Annotated in this window: 15 protein-coding genes; 6 read left to right on the plus strand and 9 right to left on the minus strand. The window is 74.5% G+C overall.

Going from position 1 to position 14,416, the window contains the following annotated elements:
- Positions 1-68: 68 nt before the first annotated feature.
- The 4 genes from RMN57_RS06590 to RMN57_RS06605 all read right to left on the minus strand — a co-directional run bounded on the left by RMN57_RS06590 (position 69) and on the right by RMN57_RS06605 (position 2,571).
- Entirely contained in the window at positions 69-314 is a 246-nt protein-coding gene (locus tag RMN57_RS06590; protein ID WP_313768091.1) for a hypothetical protein, read from the minus strand.
- 380 nt (positions 315-694) lie between these two features.
- Positions 695-1,474, minus strand: a complete 780-nt coding sequence (locus RMN57_RS06595) for a cyclase family protein (RefSeq protein ID WP_313762426.1) — start codon at positions 1,472-1,474, stop codon at positions 695-697.
- A 99-nt stretch (positions 1,475-1,573) separates the two neighbouring features.
- The gene (locus tag RMN57_RS06600) at positions 1,574-2,320 is read right to left on the minus strand and encodes an SDR family oxidoreductase (protein ID WP_313762427.1); all 747 of its coding nucleotides are present in this window, start codon (positions 2,318-2,320) and stop codon (positions 1,574-1,576) included.
- The gene (locus RMN57_RS06605; RefSeq protein WP_313762428.1) at positions 2,320-2,571 is read right to left on the minus strand and encodes an acyl carrier protein; all 252 of its coding nucleotides are present in this window, start codon (positions 2,569-2,571) and stop codon (positions 2,320-2,322) included. The genes RMN57_RS06600 and RMN57_RS06605 overlap by 1 nt, the downstream gene beginning before the upstream one ends.
- Positions 2,572-2,763: 192 nt before the next feature.
- On the opposite strand from RMN57_RS06605, the gene RMN57_RS06610 reads away from it, so the two are divergent.
- The 5 genes from RMN57_RS06610 to RMN57_RS06630 all read left to right on the plus strand — a co-directional run bounded on the left by RMN57_RS06610 (position 2,764) and on the right by RMN57_RS06630 (position 7,705).
- Complete coding sequence (locus RMN57_RS06610; RefSeq protein ID WP_313762429.1) at positions 2,764-4,179, plus strand: NDP-hexose 2,3-dehydratase family protein; 1,416 nt, start codon at positions 2,764-2,766, stop codon at positions 4,177-4,179.
- Positions 4,167-5,147: a Gfo/Idh/MocA family oxidoreductase gene (locus RMN57_RS06615; RefSeq protein ID WP_313762430.1), complete on the plus strand. Its 981-nt coding sequence runs from the start codon at positions 4,167-4,169 to the stop codon at positions 5,145-5,147. Before RMN57_RS06610 ends, RMN57_RS06615 begins: the two co-directional genes overlap by 13 nt.
- Positions 5,148-5,156: 9 nt before the next feature.
- Positions 5,157-5,930 carry an NAD(P)-dependent oxidoreductase gene (locus RMN57_RS06620; RefSeq protein ID WP_313762431.1) on the plus strand — a complete coding sequence of 258 codons (774 nt, stop codon included), beginning with the start codon at positions 5,157-5,159 and terminating at the stop codon, positions 5,928-5,930.
- Complete coding sequence (locus tag RMN57_RS06625; RefSeq protein WP_313762432.1) at positions 5,914-7,167, plus strand: FAD-dependent oxidoreductase; 1,254 nt, start codon at positions 5,914-5,916, stop codon at positions 7,165-7,167. The genes RMN57_RS06620 and RMN57_RS06625 overlap by 17 nt, the downstream gene beginning before the upstream one ends.
- 106 nt (positions 7,168-7,273) lie before the next feature.
- Positions 7,274-7,705 carry a nuclear transport factor 2 family protein gene (locus tag RMN57_RS06630; protein ID WP_313762433.1) on the plus strand — a complete coding sequence of 144 codons (432 nt, stop codon included), beginning with the start codon at positions 7,274-7,276 and terminating at the stop codon, positions 7,703-7,705.
- A gap of 82 nt (positions 7,706-7,787) precedes the next feature.
- Here RMN57_RS06630 and RMN57_RS06635 read toward each other — a convergent pair whose 3' ends face one another.
- From RMN57_RS06635 to RMN57_RS06650, 4 genes are read right to left on the minus strand one after another with little or no spacing between them, the layout of a single operon-like run.
- Positions 7,788-9,011, minus strand: a complete 1,224-nt coding sequence (locus tag RMN57_RS06635) for a ketosynthase chain-length factor (protein WP_313762434.1) — start codon at positions 9,009-9,011, stop codon at positions 7,788-7,790.
- Positions 9,008-10,276, minus strand: coding sequence for a beta-ketoacyl-[acyl-carrier-protein] synthase family protein (locus RMN57_RS06640; RefSeq protein WP_313762435.1), 1,269 nt, complete (start codon positions 10,274-10,276; stop codon positions 9,008-9,010). Before RMN57_RS06640 ends, RMN57_RS06635 begins: the two co-directional genes overlap by 4 nt.
- The gene (rfbB, locus tag RMN57_RS06645) at positions 10,273-11,265 is read right to left on the minus strand and encodes a dTDP-glucose 4,6-dehydratase (protein ID WP_313762436.1); all 993 of its coding nucleotides are present in this window, start codon (positions 11,263-11,265) and stop codon (positions 10,273-10,275) included. Before rfbB ends, RMN57_RS06640 begins: the two co-directional genes overlap by 4 nt.
- The gene (locus tag RMN57_RS06650) at positions 11,262-12,329 is read right to left on the minus strand and encodes a glucose-1-phosphate thymidylyltransferase (protein ID WP_313762437.1); all 1,068 of its coding nucleotides are present in this window, start codon (positions 12,327-12,329) and stop codon (positions 11,262-11,264) included. The genes rfbB and RMN57_RS06650 overlap by 4 nt, the downstream gene beginning before the upstream one ends.
- Positions 12,330-12,535: 206 nt before the next feature.
- Here RMN57_RS06650 and RMN57_RS06655 point away from each other — a divergent pair, with 206 nt between their 5' ends.
- A complete protein-coding gene (locus tag RMN57_RS06655) occupies positions 12,536-13,288 on the plus strand; it encodes a TylF/MycF/NovP-related O-methyltransferase (RefSeq protein ID WP_313762438.1) in 753 nt (250 codons plus the stop codon).
- A gap of 13 nt (positions 13,289-13,301) precedes the next feature.
- Here RMN57_RS06655 and RMN57_RS06660 read toward each other — a convergent pair whose 3' ends face one another.
- Complete coding sequence (locus RMN57_RS06660; RefSeq protein WP_313762439.1) at positions 13,302-14,204, minus strand: AfsR/SARP family transcriptional regulator; 903 nt, start codon at positions 14,202-14,204, stop codon at positions 13,302-13,304.
- Between the last annotated feature and the right edge of the window lie 212 nt (positions 14,205-14,416).

Genomic DNA, 14,416 nt, shown 5'->3' on the forward strand with positions numbered 1-14,416 from the left:
AGAAACGCCGGGACTTCCCGTGGGAAGCCGTCCACCGGTCGGCGGTCCCGGCGCGGGCGGTGGAGGGGTCAGGACGCGGGGGCTCCCGGGGGTGCGAGGAGGGCAGGGTCGAGGTCGAGGAGGCCGAGGAGGTCGGCCAGCACGCGCCGGGGGCCGAAGTCGCCGTCGGTGTGCGCGAAGGTGGCGATCTCGGCGGACAGCCTGGTCGCCACGCCGGGCAGCAGGGCGAGCGCGGCGGCCGCGTTCTGCGCGTCGTCCTCCGCCCCGAAGTAGGCGTGGTAGGGCAGCGAGTTGGCGAGGTCGTCGTCGAGCATCGACCTGTACGCCGCCTCGTCGAAGGTCCAGTCGCGGAACTGGAAGCGGGTCCTGGTGGCCTTCGCGACGGCCTCGAAGAGGACCTCGGTGCGCGGGTCGGCGGCGGGGGCCGTCGAGGCGGCGGCCCCGGGGGAGGACGTTCCTGCGGCGGTGGCGGACGGGTCCGGGCCGGCGGCACGGGTGCGGATCCGCAGGTCCTGGTAGCCGCTCCAGATCGCGCCGGGGCCGGCGCCTCCGCCGACGGGCCGCTCGAACCGGGCCTCGGCGCTGCGCGTCAGCTCGGTCCCGCCGATCCACCGCCCGTCGTCGGCGAGCAGTCCGGCGACGGCGTCCGCACGGCGCAGGCGGGAGAGGCAGGGGTGCCGAGAGACGAGGGCAGTCAGGCCGGGAGGACGGCCACCGCGCGGGTCCAGCCGGCGCCGGCGCCGGTGATCTTCACCGGGAAGCAGCTGACGGTGAAGCCGGTCGGGGCCGGCAGGTCCTCCAGGTGGGCGAGCCGCTCGATCTGGCAGTACTCGCGCTCCCGCCCGGCGAAGTGGGCCGGCCAGAGGAGGCTGCGTTCGCCGGTCTCCCGGTAGCCCTCGATCATGATCCGGAACGGGGCGTCCAGGCTGAACGCGTCGGTGCCGATCACCCGGACGCCCTGGTCGAGCAGGAAGTGGACGGCCGAGCCGTCGAGCCCGGTGAAGCGGCTGAAGTACTCCGGGGTGCCGGCCAGCCGGGAGGCGCCGGTGCGCAGCAGGACGATGTCGCCGGGTGCCAGGGCGTGGCCGATCCGGTCCAGTTCGCGGCGCAGGTGGGCGGCGTCGACGGCGCCCGGTGCGGCGGTGGAGAGGTCCAGGACGACGCCGGGGCCGTGGAACCACTCCAGCGGGAGCTCGTCGATGTGGCGGGGGCGGCCGTCGCCGTAGCGGGCGGCGGAGCCGTAGTGGGAGGGGGCGTCGACGTGGGTGCCGGTGTGGGTCGTGAGCGTGAGGGTGTCGATGGTGAGGAGTTCGCCGTCCGGCAGGACGGAGGGGTCGAACTCCAGGCCGAAGTGTTCGAGCATCTCCTCGCTCATGTGCTTGGCGCCCTCGGCGGCGGACATGATGCGGTGCTCGACGGGCTCCGGCTCCCAGCCCGCGGCGTCGATCGGGGTGGAGAGGTCGATGATGCGCACGGGTCTCCTCGGGGGTGGGGCGCGGGCCGTGCGGACGGCCCGCGTGATCGTGGGGGGCTGAACGGCGGAGCTCAGGTGCGCTGGCTCAGGCCCGCAGGCTCAGGCGCGCAGGCTCAGGCCGCCGTCGGCGGTGACCACCTGGCCGTGGATCCAGGACGCCTCGTCGGCACAGAGCAGGGCCACCGTCCGGGCGAGGTCGGCCGGGGTGGTGAGGCGGCCGCCAGGGGTGCGCTCCGCGAGGACGCGCAGGACGCCGGCGTCGGCGCCGCCCGGGCCCTTGTCGAGCTTGGCCGCGGCGACCGCGTTGACGGTGATGCCGAGCGGTGCCAGCTCGACGGCGAGGTAGCGGATCTGCGCCTCCAGGGCGGCCTTCGCCACACCGGCCGCGAGGTAGCGCGGGACGACCCGCCGGGCGCCGTTACTGGAGACGGCGACGATCCGGCCCGGCCCGCCGGCCATGGCCCCGACCAGCGGGCGGACGCCCAGGAGCAGCGGAGCGAGCGCGGTGGTGACGTCCTGCCGGAACAGCTCGGCGTCCGGCCGGGCGGCGTCCATCGGGTGGAACGAGGCCGCGCTGTGGACGAATGCGTCGAGGCGGCCGCGCTCCTCCCGGACGCGCCGCAGCAGGCGCGGCAGCGCGTCGGGGCGGGTGACGTCGCCCTTGAGGACGGTCGCGCGACCGGGCAGGTCGGCGAGTGCGGCGAGCGCGTCCTTCGCGGCGGCGTCGTCGCGGGCGTGGTTGAGGTAGACGTGGCAGCCGCGGCCGGCGAGCTCACGGGCGACGGCCAGGCCGACCCCGCGGGTGCCGCCGGCGATCAGGGCCGTCCGGTGCTCCCACTCGGTCATCAGGCCGCCTCGGCGGTGGCCCGGTTCACCAGGGCCAGGAACTCGCCGGGGGTCCGGACGGCGCTGAGGGCGTCCTCGGGGATCCGGATGCCGTACTCGCGCTCGATCCGGCTGACCGTCTCCAGGACGGCGAGCGAGTCGTAGCCCAGGTCGCTGAAGAGCACGTCGGCGATGTCGCCGTCGAGGTCGATCCCCTCGGCCTGGCCGGCCCCCTCGCGCATGATCCGCTTGAGATCGGCTTCGGTGATCATGGTCGTTCACTCCTCGGGTCGTGATGGAGGTGGTACCCGTCGAGCCTGGCCGCCGGCGCCGGAGCGCCGCTCGAATCGGCGTGGAAGGCCGCTCCAGCCCGCTTCGAGCCCGCCTCGACGCCTCCTCGATGCCGTCTCGACGCCGCCGCGGGACGGTGGGCCCCTCCACACCCGCGCTCGGAAGGGACCGTGATGGCCCGCGCAGCAGAGACCAGGACGGCGGACCGGCCCGCCCGTCACCCGTCGACGGAGGCGGCCGCCCGGCTGGCCCGCTCGGCGGCGGCCGTCGAGGGGGCCGAGGAGGTGCCCGGCTGGCTGGCCGACCGGCGGCGGGCCGGCACCTTCCGGGTCGAGCGGATCCCGTTCGACCGCCTGGAGAAGTGGCACACCGAGGCCGGCACCGGGGACCTCGTGCACGAGACCGGCCGGTTCTTCGCGATCCGCGGCCTGGAGGTCCGCGAGGAGGACGGGCGGGCGTGGTCGCAGCCCATCATCTGCCAGCCGGAGACCGGCATCCTCGGCATCCTGGCCAAGGAGATCGGCGGCGTCCTGCACTTCCTGATGCAGGCCAAGATGGAACCGGGCAACATCGGGACGATCCAGCTCGGCCCGACCGTCCAGGCCACCCGCAGCAACTACACCCGCGTCCACCGGGGCCTGGCCACCCCGTACATCGAGTACTTCCTGGCCGCGGGCCGCGGGACCGTCCTGACCGACGTGCTCCAGTCCGAGCAGGGCGACAGCTTCCTGCGCAAGCGCAACCGCAACCTGGTGGTCGAGGTCACCGGCGAGGTCGAGGTGCGCCCGGACTGGCGCTGGCTGACACTGGGTCAGATCCACCGGCTGCTGGCCGTGGACAACCTGGTCAACATGGACGCCCGGACGGTGCTGTCCTCGCTGCCGCTGCGGCCGCCCGCCACCGAGGGCGCCCCGGACGCCACGGACGCTCCGGGGGTCCACTCCGACACCGAAGTGCTCAGCTGGCTCAACGAGTTGAAGACCCAGCAGGGCCGCGAAACGGCGTTGGTGCCGCTCGACCGGGTGGACCGGTGGCGGCGGACGGAGACCGAGATCGCCCACACCGGGCGGCGCCACCAGCGCGTCGTCGCGGTGTCGGTGGTCGCCGGCAACCGCGAGGTCACCCGGTGGACGCAGCCGCTCCTGGCCGCCGAACGGACCGGGCTGGCGGCCCTGGTGGTGCGCCCCACCCCCGCCGGACCGCAGCTGCTGCTGCAGGGCCTGTCCCAGCCCGGCACCTTCGACGCGGTCGAGCTGGCGCCGACGGTGCAGTGCGTCTCCGACGGGTTCTCCGACCTGCCGGAGCCGGTGCCGTTCCTCGACCTGGTGCTGGCCGCGCCGCCGGAGCGGGTGCTCTACTCGGCGGTGCTCTCCGAGGAGGGCGGCCGCTTCTTCCGGCGTGCCAACCGGTACCTGATCACGGCCGCCGGCGAGGACTTCCCCACCGAGCTGCCCGACCACTACCGCTGGGTGACGGCCGACCAGGTGCAGCGCTTCATCCAGTTCGGCAACCACTTCACGGTGGAGGCCCGCACCCTGGTCACCTGCCTCGGCTCGCTGCGCGATCGGGGGGCCCGGTGGAACGCCTGAACGTCGGCGTGCTCGGCTGCGCGTCCATCGCCCGGCGCAAGATGCTGCCCGCGCTGACGACGAGCCCGCTGACCCGGGTCGCCGCCGTGGCCAGCCGCTCCGGCGAGCGGGCCGGGGAGTTCGCCGCCGAGTTCGGCACCGAGCCGGTCGCCGGCTACCAGGCGCTGCTCGACCGCCCGGACGTGGACGCCGTCTACGTGCCGCTGCCCGCCGGGCTGCGCGCGGAGTGGATCGTCCGGGCGCTGGAGGCCGGCAAGCACGTCCTGGCGGAGAAGCCGCTCACCACCGACCCCGCCCCGGCCCGGGAGGTGGTCGAGCTCAGCCGGCGGCGCGGACTGCTGCTGATGGAGAGCTTCATGTTCCTCCACCACAGCGCCCACCGCCGGGTGCGGGACCTCGTGGAGTCCGGGCGGATCGGCGAACCGCGCTCGTTCTCGGCCGAGTTCACCATCCCCCGGCTCCCCGAGGGCGACATCCGGCACCGCCCCGAGCTGGGCGGCGGCGCACTGCTCGACCTCGGCGCCTACACCGTCCGCGCGGCGCAGCTCTTCTGCGGCCCCGGGCTGGAGGTGGCCGGCGCGGTGCTGCGGCACGACCCGGCGACCGGGGTGGACACCGCCGGCGCGGCCCTGCTCACCTCGCCGCGGCTGACCGCCGCGCTCTCCTTCGGCATGGAGCACCACTACCGCTGCCGCTACAGCCTGACCGGCAGCGAGGGGACGGTGACCCTCGACCGCGCGTTCACCCCGCCGCCGGACCACCGGCCGGTGGTGCGCGTCGAGCGCCGGGAGGGCGCCGAGGAGCTGCTGCTCCCGGCCGACGACCACTTCGCCAACATCGTGGCCGCCTTCGCCCGGACCGCCCTCGCCGGGCGCGGCTTCGCCGGCCACGGCGACCGCATCCTCCGTCAGGCCGACCTGCTGGACCAGGTCCGCCGGGCCGCCGCCGCGGCCCCTCCCGCTGCCTAGGAGCGCTCGATGCAGATCGTCGGCCGCGGCTTCCTCGCCCAGAGCCTCCGGCCCCTCGTGGCCCGCCACCCCGACACCGTGGTCTTCGCGGCGGGCGTCTCCAGCGGCACCAGCCAGGCGGACGCCGGCTTCGCCCGCGAGGCCGACCTGCTCTACGAGGCCCTCGCGGGCTGCCGGCGCGACGGGCGGCGGCTGGTCTACTTCTCCACCTCCTCGGCCGGCCTGTACGGCGTGCTGCGCCGGCCCTGCCGGGAGGACGGGCCGGTGCGCCCGTCCTCCCCGTACGGGCGGCACAAGCTGGCCATGGAGGAGGTGATCCGCAGCTCCGGCGCGGAGCACGTGATCCTGCGCCTGGCCTACCCCGTGGGCCGGGCGCAGCGCCCCCACCAGTTCCTGCCCTCGCTGGTGCGCCAGGTCCGGCTCGGCCGGGTGCGGGTGCACCGCGGGGCCCGGCGCGACCTGATCGACGTCGGGCACGCGGTGGCGCTGATCGACGCGCTGCTGGGGGTCGGGACGCCCGGCGGGGTGGTCAACCTCGCCTCCGGCTGGTCCGTCCCGGTGGAGGACATCGTCGGGCACATCGAGCGCCGGCTGGGCGTCCGGGCCGACCGGCAGGTCGTCGAGGTGCCGCCGGAGGACCCGGTCTGTACCGAGCGGCTGCGGCGGCTGGTGCCGGCCGCGGCCGGCCTGGGCTTCGGCCCGCACTACTACCGCCGGGTGATCGACGCCTGTCTCGCCCGGACCCGACTCCCCGAGGAGCCCCGCGATGACCGCACCCCCTGAGACCGAGACCACCGCGGACGTCTGCGTCGTCGGCGGCGGACCGGCCGGTCTGACGCTCGCCCTGCTGCTGCTCCGCTCCGGCCTGCGGGTGACGGTGGTGGAGAAGTCCGCCTCGCTCGACCGCGAGTACCGGGGCGAGATCCTCCAGCCCGGCGGCCTGGCGCTGCTCGACCAGCTGGGCGTGCTGGCCCCCGCGGAGGCCCGCGGCGGCCACCGGCTGGACCGGTTCCAGCTGGTGGAGCGCGGCCGGGCGCTGCTCGACATCGACTACACCCGGCTGCCCGGCCCGTACCCGCGGCTGCTGAGCCTGCCGCAGCAGCACGTGCTGGCCGAACTGCAGTCCCGCTGCGAGGAGTTCGAGGACTTCCGACTGCTGGCCGGGTGCCGGGTGACGGCGCTGGTCGAGAAGGACGGGGCGGTGCGCGGCGCGGTGGCCGAGGGGCGGGGCGGGCGGCACACCGTCCGCGCCGCGGCCACCGTGGGCGCGGACGGCCGCTTCTCCAAGGTGCGCCGGCTGGCCGGGATCCCGGCCAACCGGGACGACGTGTTCGACTTCGACGTGCTCTGGTTCAAGCTGCCCGGCACCGGGGTGCCCGGCCGGGCGGTCCGGGTGTTCCGCGACGGCGGCCGCCCGGTGCTGGCGTACCCGTCGTACCCGGACACGGTGCAGCTCGGCTGGACGCTGCCGCACCGCGGCTACGCCGGGCTGGCGCAGCGCGGACTGGCCTACGTGCAGGAGGAGATCCGGCGGGCCGTACCGGAGTACGCCGACGCGGTGGGCGAGCGGATCACCGCGCTGACCGACCTGACGCTGCTGGACGTCTTCGCGGGCCGCGCCCGGGAGTGGGTCCGCGACGGCCTGGTGTTGATCGGCGACGCCGCGCACACCCACAGCCCGCTCGGTGCGCAGGGCATCAACCTGGCGATCCAGGACGCCGCGCTGCTGCACCCGGTGCTGGTGGCGGCGGTGCGGGCCGGCGACGTCACGGCCGGGCGGCTGCGCGCCTACGCCGAGCCGCGGGGGCGGGACATCGACCAGGTGATGCGGATCCAGACCATGCAGGCGCGGGCGATGCTCTCGCAGGGCCGGGTGGCCCGGGTGGTCCGGCCCCGGCTGGCCTCGCTGGTCCAGCACACCCCGATCGGCGCGAAGCTCACCGCCCGGATCGCCTTCGGCAACCCGGCGGCGCAGGTCCGCTCCGAGCTGTTCACCCCGGCGCCGCAGCCCCCGCCGTAGCACGCGTGCCGTAGCCCGCGCCTTGGCCCGTGCTTTGGCCCGTGCCTTGGCCCGCCCGTAGCCACCGGTTCCACCGAACACCCCGAGAGGAACAGGAGTTCACCCCATGAACGAGACCACGACGGTGCCGCTGGAGCGGCTGCGCGCCGACATCGAGCAGTTCTACGCCCGGCACATGCAGCTGCTGGACGGCGGCCGGGCCGAGGAGTGGGCCGCCACATTCACCGAGGACGGCACCTTCCGGCTGCCCGGCCGGCCCGAACCGAGCCGCGGCCGCGCCGAGCTGGCCGAGGGCGCCCGCAGGGCCCGGGCCGCCCAGGAGGCGGCGGGCGAGACCCACCGGCACTGGCACGGCATGCTGGACGTCGAGGCGCGGCCGGACGGCAGCGTCTCCGTGCGCTGCTACGCCCTGGTGTACCTGACGCCGCGCGGCGGCGAGCCGCGGCTGCACCGCGCCTGTGTCTGCGAGGACGTGCTGGTGCGCGCGGACGGCGGCTGGCGGGTGCGCACCCGGGTGGTGACCCGGGACGGCCACTGACGGCCCTTCCTCTGCCGCAGCACGGCCGAACGGGCCGGGCCCCCACTCGCGGGTGGGGGCCCGGCCCGTTCGGCGTCGCCGCTCAGGCGGCCGGGGCCTCGACGGCCACCGCCGAGTTGAAGCCGCCGTGCCCGCGCGCGAGCACCAGGGCGCGGTGCAGCGGCTGCCGGCGCGGCGCGGTGACCAGGTCGAGCGCGTACCCGGCCGCCGGGCGGCGGACGTTGGCGGTCGGCGGGATCACCTGGTCGCGCAGGGCGAGCAGGGCGGTGGCGACGTCCAGCGGGCCGCTCCCGGAGGCGAGCCGGCCGGTCATGGTCTTGGGTGCGGTGACCGGCACCCCATGCGGGCCGAACAGGTCGGCCAGCGCGGCCGCCTCGGCGCGGTCGGCGGCGGGCGTCCCGGAGGCGTCGGCGAAGACCACGTCGACGTCGGCGGGCCGCCAGCCGGCCTGGTCGAGCGCCTGGCGGGCGGCGCGGCCGAGGCCGGCGCCGCGGTCCGCGCCGCGCTCCGGCGCGGTGTGGCCGTCGAAGGAGGTGCCGTAGCCGGTGAGCCGGCCGTGGATCCGGGCGCCGCGGGCCGCGGCCGCGCCGGCGTCCTCCAGGACCAGGATGGCCCCGCCCTCGCCGAGGACGTGGCCGCAGGCCCGGTCGTCGAAGGGCAGGTAGGCGTCGGCCGGGTCCTCCCGGGTGCTCAGCGTGCCGCTGGTGAGCTGGGCCGTCCAGCTCCAGGGGCAGAGCGAGCCGTCGACGGCGCCGCTGACCACGACCGGGGTGCCCTTGCGGATCAGCCGGCGGGCCTGGGCGAGTGCGTCCAGGCCGCCGGCGCCGTCGGCCACCACGACGCCGCTGGGGCCGCGCATACCGTGCCGGATGGAGATCTGGCCGGTGTTGACGGCGTAGAACCAGGCGAAGGACTGGTAGGCGCTGACGTGGGCGCCGCCCTTGGACCAGAGGTTCTGCAGTTCGCGCTGGCCGAACTCGAAGCCGCCGGCGGTGTTGGCGGTGACCACGCCGATGTCGTACTCGGACAGCTCCGCGGGGTCGAGGCCGGCGTCGGCCAGCGCCCACTCGGCGGCGACCAGGGAGAGCCGGGTGACCGGGTCGGTCTGCGGGAGGAGCCGGTTGGGCAGCAGCGCGGCCGGGTCGAACCCGGTGATCTCGCCGGCCAGGCGGGACGGGTAGGGCTCCGGGTCGAACCGGGTGAGCCGGTCGATGCCGCTCTCGCCGCGCAACGTGGCGGCCCAGTAGGCCTCCAGGCCCACGCCGTTGGGGGCGAGGACGCCGAGGCCGGTCACGACTGCGGTCATGCGGCGCGCTCCCCGGGCCGGGCGAGCACCATGGCGCTCTGGAAGCCGCCGAAGCCGCTGCCGACGGTCAGGACGGTGTCGAGGTCCTGGCGCCGGGCGTGCAGCGGCACGTAGTCGAGGTCGCACTCCGGGTCGGGGGTGTGCAGGTTGGCGGTGGGCGGCACGACGCCGTGCCGCAGGGCGAGGGCGCAGGCGGCGATCTCGATCGCGCCGATGGCGCCGAGGGAGTGGCCGATCATCGACTTGATGGAGCTCATCGGCGTCTCGTAGGCGCGGGCGCCGAGGGCCAGTTTGACGGCGGCGGTCTCGTGCCGGTCGTTCTGCTTGGTGCCCGAGCCGTGCGCGTTGACGTAGTCGATGTCGGCGGGCCGGGCGCCGGCCTCGGCCAGGGCGAGCCGGATCGCCTCGGCCATCTCCCGGCCGTCGGGGCGCAGTCCGGTCATGTGGAACGCGTTGCAGCGGGAGGCGAAGCCGGTGATCTCGGCATAGACGGTGGCGCCGCGGCGCACCGCGTGGCCGTACTCCTCCAGGACGAACATCGCCGAACCCTCGCCGAGCACGAAGCCGTTGCGGGTGACGTCGAAGGGCCGGGAGGCGTGCTCCGGGTCGTCGTTGCGGGGCGTGGTGGCCCGGATGGCGTCGAAGCAGGCGAGGGTGATCGGGGAGATGGGGGCGTCGGTGGCGCCGGCCACCATGACGTCGGCGCTGCCCTCGGCGATCAGCTCGCGGGCGTGGGCGACCGAGTCGAGGCCGGAGGTGCAGCCGGTGGAGACGACGGCGGCCGGGCCCTCGGCGCCGACCCGCCGGGCGACCTCGGCCGCCATCGAGCTGGGCACCAGGTGGCCGTAGAGGTGCGGGACGGCGTAGCCGTGGTCGACGAGCCAGTTCCGCCCGCCGTCGCTGACGGCGACGTACTCGCGCTCCAGGCTGGTGGTGCAGCCGACGGCGCTGCCGACGGTGACGCCGAGCCGGCCCGGCTCGACGACGTCGAACGCCAGGGCGGCGTCGGCGACCGCCTCGTCGGTGGCGACCGCCGCGAACTGGGTGGCCCGGTCCATCCGCCGGGTCTCCTGCGGGGTCAGGCCGTGCAGCACCGGGTCGAAGTCGCACTCGGCGGCGACCCGGGAGCGGAAGGCGGTGGCGTCGAAGAGGGAGATGGGCCGGGTCGCCGTCCGGCCGGAGGTGATGAGCTCCCAGAAGGCCTTGGTGCCGGTTCCACCGGGGGCCACCAGCCCGATGCCGGTGATGACGACGCGCCTGTTCATCGTTCTCCTTCCCCGGGGTTCGGGGTGGGGGGCGGAGCCGGCCGCCACCAGTCGCGGTGGTCGCGGTACCAGCGGACGGTGTCGGCCAGGCCCTGGTCGAGCGGGGTGCGCGGTTCGAAGCCGAGCCGGGTGCGGATGCGGGTGTCGTCGACGGAGTAGCGCCGGTCGTGGCCCTTGCGGTCGGGCACCGTGCGGACGCGGTCCCAGCCGGCGCCGCAGAGGTCGAGCAGCCGGCCGGTGAGCTCCCGGTTGGTGAGCTCGGCGCCGCCGACGTTGTACGCCTCCCCCGGCTCGCCCTTCTCCAGGACGAGCTGCACGGCCCGGCAGTGGTCGTCGACGTGCAGCCACTCGCGCACGTTGAGGCCGTCGCCGTAGAGCGGGACGTCTCCGCCGTCGAGCAGGGCGGTGACGAACCGCGGGATGACCTTCTCCGGGTGCTGGTGCGTGCCGTAGTTGTTGGAGCAGCGGGTGACCGAGACGTCGAGGCCGTGGGTGCGGAAGTAGGCGCGGGCCATCAGGTCGGCGCCGGCCTTGGAGGCGGCGTACGGGGAGTTGGGCAGCAGGGGGCGCTCCTCGGTCCAGGAGCCCCGGGCGATGGAGCCGTACACCTCGTCGGTGGAGACGTGCACCATCCGCGGGACGCCGGCGCCCAGGCAGGCGTCCAGCACGGTCTGGGTGCCGACCACGTTGGTGTGGGCGAAGACCGAGGCCTCCGCGATGGACCGGTCGACGTGCGACTCGGCGGCGAAGTGCACCACCGCGTCGTGCCCGGGCAGGACGTCGAGCAGGGCGGACCGGTCGCAGACGTCGGCGCGGACCAGGGTCAGGCGGGGGTCGGCCAACGGGAGGTTGGCGGTGTTGCCCGCGTAGGTGAGCTTGTCGACCACGGTGACGTCGGCCCGTTCGTAGCCGGGGTAGGCCCCGGCGAGCAGGCTGCGCACGTAGTGGGAGCCGATGAACCCGGCACCGCCGGTGACCAGGATCCTCATGCGAGCACGCGGAGTTCGGTGTGGTCGCCGACGACGAGCCGGTGCCGTCCGTCGCCCGGCGGGGAGATCCCGACCCGGGCGGAGCGGCCGATGACCGAGCCGTGGATGCCGTTGACGTCGGTGACGGTGGCCCGGTCGAGCACGATCGTGTGCGAGAGGCCGGCGTCGGTGAGCACGCAGTCCGCGCCGATCGAGGTGTGCGGGCCGATGTAGCTGTCCTCGACCACGCTGCCGGCCCCGATGACCAGGGGGCCGCGCAGGTGCGAGCGGACCACCCGGGCGCCGGGCTCCACCACGACGGCGCCGAGCACGGTGCTGGCCTCGTCGACGGTGCCCGCCACGGCGGTCTCCAGCCGGTCGAGCAGCAGCCGGTTGCAGTCGAGGATGTCGTCGATCCGCCCGGTGTCCCGCCACCAGCCGGTGATCTCCGCGGCCCGGACGTCCCGGCCCTCGGCGACCATCAGCTGGATGGCGTCGGTGATCTCCCACTCGCCGCGCAGGCTGGGCTCGATCCGGGCGACCGCGTCGTGGACCAGCGGGGAGAAGAAGTAGGCGCCGGCGACCGCCAGGTTGCCGCGCGGCGCCCGGGGCTTCTCCCGGAGCGCGGTGACCCGGCCGTCCGGGCCGGCCTCGACGATGCCGTACTCCTCGGGGTTCGGCACCCGGACCACCGCCACCTGGGCGTCGGGGCGGGTGCGGCGGAAGGCGTCGGCGAGGTCGGCGATGCCGTCCGAGAAGACGTTGTCGCCCAGGTACATGACGAAGTCGTCGTCGGCGAGGAACTCCCGGGCGAGCAGCACGCAGTGCGCCAGGCCGAACGGCGCCTCCTGCTGGATCCAGGTGATCTCCAGGCCGAAGAGGGAGCCGTCGCCGACGGCCTCGCGGATCTCCCGGTGCCAGTCGCCGACGATGACGGCGGCCTCGGTGACGCCGGCCCGGGCGATCTGCTCCAGACCGTGGAAGAGGACCGGTTTGTTGACGACGGGGACAAGTTGCTTGGGCATGGCATGGGTGAGCGGGCGCAGCCGGGTGCCCATGCCGCCGGCCAGGACCAGAGCTTTCAAGGCGGTTCCTCTCTCTGCGGGCCGGGACGCGTTCCTCCCCTTGGTATCCCGCCGCCCCCACAGGCCCGGTCGAGTCGCACTCGAAGCGCCCCGGTCCGCAAGTGCCCCGACTTTCGAGTGGAGTTCGAGTGCCCCGCCGTACGTTTCTTGCCCCCGGTGACCGGCACCCCCGGTTCATCGGCCGCATTTCGGCTCTAGGAGGAGACGTGGTTCCACAGGGCGGCGAGCTGTACCTGAACCTGATGAAGCGGGTGCTCGCGAACGTGATCTACGAGGACGCGCCGGTCGGCTGGTACGGCGACGTGGACGGCTACGACACGGACCTGCGCGCGTCGGGGCGGGACCTGCCCACGACCGCGCACACGATGGTGGGGCTGCGGCGGCTGGACGACGTCCAGTCGTGTGTCGCCCGGGTGCTGGAGGACGGCGTACCCGGCGATCTGATCGAGACGGGCGTGTGGCGCGGCGGGGTCTGCATCCTGATGCGGGCCGTGCTGGAGGCGTACGGCGTCCGGGACCGCCGGGTCTGGGTGGCGGATTCGTTCGAGGGCGTTCCGGTGGTGCACTCCGGGAGCCACCCCCTGGACCGCGAGATGGCGCTGCACCGGATCAACGGGGTGCTCAAGGTGACGCGCGAGGAGGTGGCGGAGAACTTCGCCCGCTACCAGCTGCTGGACGACCAGGTGGGGTTCCTGGAGGGGTGGTTCGAGCAGACGCTGCCGTCGGCGCCGATCGACGCGCTGGCGGTGATGCGGCTGGACGGCGACCTCTACGAGTCGACCACGGACGCGCTGACCCACCTGTACCCGAAGCTGTCGGTGGGGGGTTTCGTGATCGTGGACGACTACAACATCGAGCCGTGCCGGCAGGCGGTCGCGGACTTCCGTGAGCGGCACGGGGTGCGGGAGCCGATCGTGCCGATCGACGGACACGGCGTCCACTGGCGCCGGGAGGCGTAGCGATCGGATCGCCTCAGCTGGCGAGGCGGGACGCCCAGGGGCCGGGTGCCGCGGGCGCCCCGCCGAGCCGGTCGAGCAGCAGGTTGCCGTCGGCGCGGTCGGGGCCGTACTCCAGGGCGGGGTCGGCGGCCAGCATCGCGCGGTGCAGGCTCTGGATCCGCAGCGAGGGCTCCAGTCCGAGCTCGCCGACCATGTGGTCGCGCAGCCGGCGGAAGACCTCCAGCGCCTCGGGGCAGCGGCCGCAGCGGTAGAGCGCGAGCATGTACTGGGCGTGCAGGTTCTCGTTCATCGGGTACTGGCCGACGAGCGAGGCGAGTTCGCCGGGGAGTTCGTGGTGGCGGCCGAGCCGCAGCCGCGCGTCGACCCGCTGCATCAGCGCGGTGAGGCGGTTCTCCTCCAGGCGGCGGATCTCGGCGTCCAGCAGCGGGCCCGGCTTGACGTCCACCAGCGGTGCGCCGCACCAGAGTTCGAGGGCCTCGGTGAGCAGCCGGACGGCCGTCTCGTCGCTGCCGTCGGCGAGCGCCTGCCGGCCCTCGGCGAGCAGCCGCTCGAACTCGTGGGCGTCGATGTCGCCGTGACGGATGATCAGTTGGTAGCCGCCGAACTTGGTGACCAGCACGGTGCGGGCGACCTCGGCGGCGGAGATGCCCAGGGCGCGGCTGAGCATCCGGCGCACCTGGAGGACGTAGGTCTGGAGGGTGGTCTGGACGCTGGCGGGCGGGTTGTCGCCCCACAGTTCGCGGGCCATCGCGGCGGTCGGGACGACGCGGTTCGCCTGCATGACGAGCAGCGCGATGATCTTGCGCGGCTTGGGTGCGGTGAGGTCGTCCACCATGTTGGCCCCGCCGGGGGCGCGGAGCTTCAGGGCGCCCAGCACCTGGATCGTGAAGCACTCGGAACGGTCGCTCGTGATCATTTCAACCCCGGGAATTCCGTCGGCGATCAAACTCTCGTGAGACTAGTGTCATGAGATTATTTGTCCACGTCAAGATTGTTCTCCGAGGGCCACCGAGCCCGTCCGGCGCGGCCACCTCTATGGCCATTCCCGCAAAGCCGCTGGTCAACCACCCCGAACGGGCGCCCCCGGCGGCCCGGCCGACACTCCGACGGTGCGGGCACGGAGCGTAT

It is taken from the genome of Kitasatospora sp. CM 4170, from assembly GCF_032110285.1.
In the GTDB taxonomy this organism is placed as follows: Bacteria; Actinomycetota; Actinomycetes; order Streptomycetales; family Streptomycetaceae; genus Kitasatospora; species Kitasatospora aburaviensis.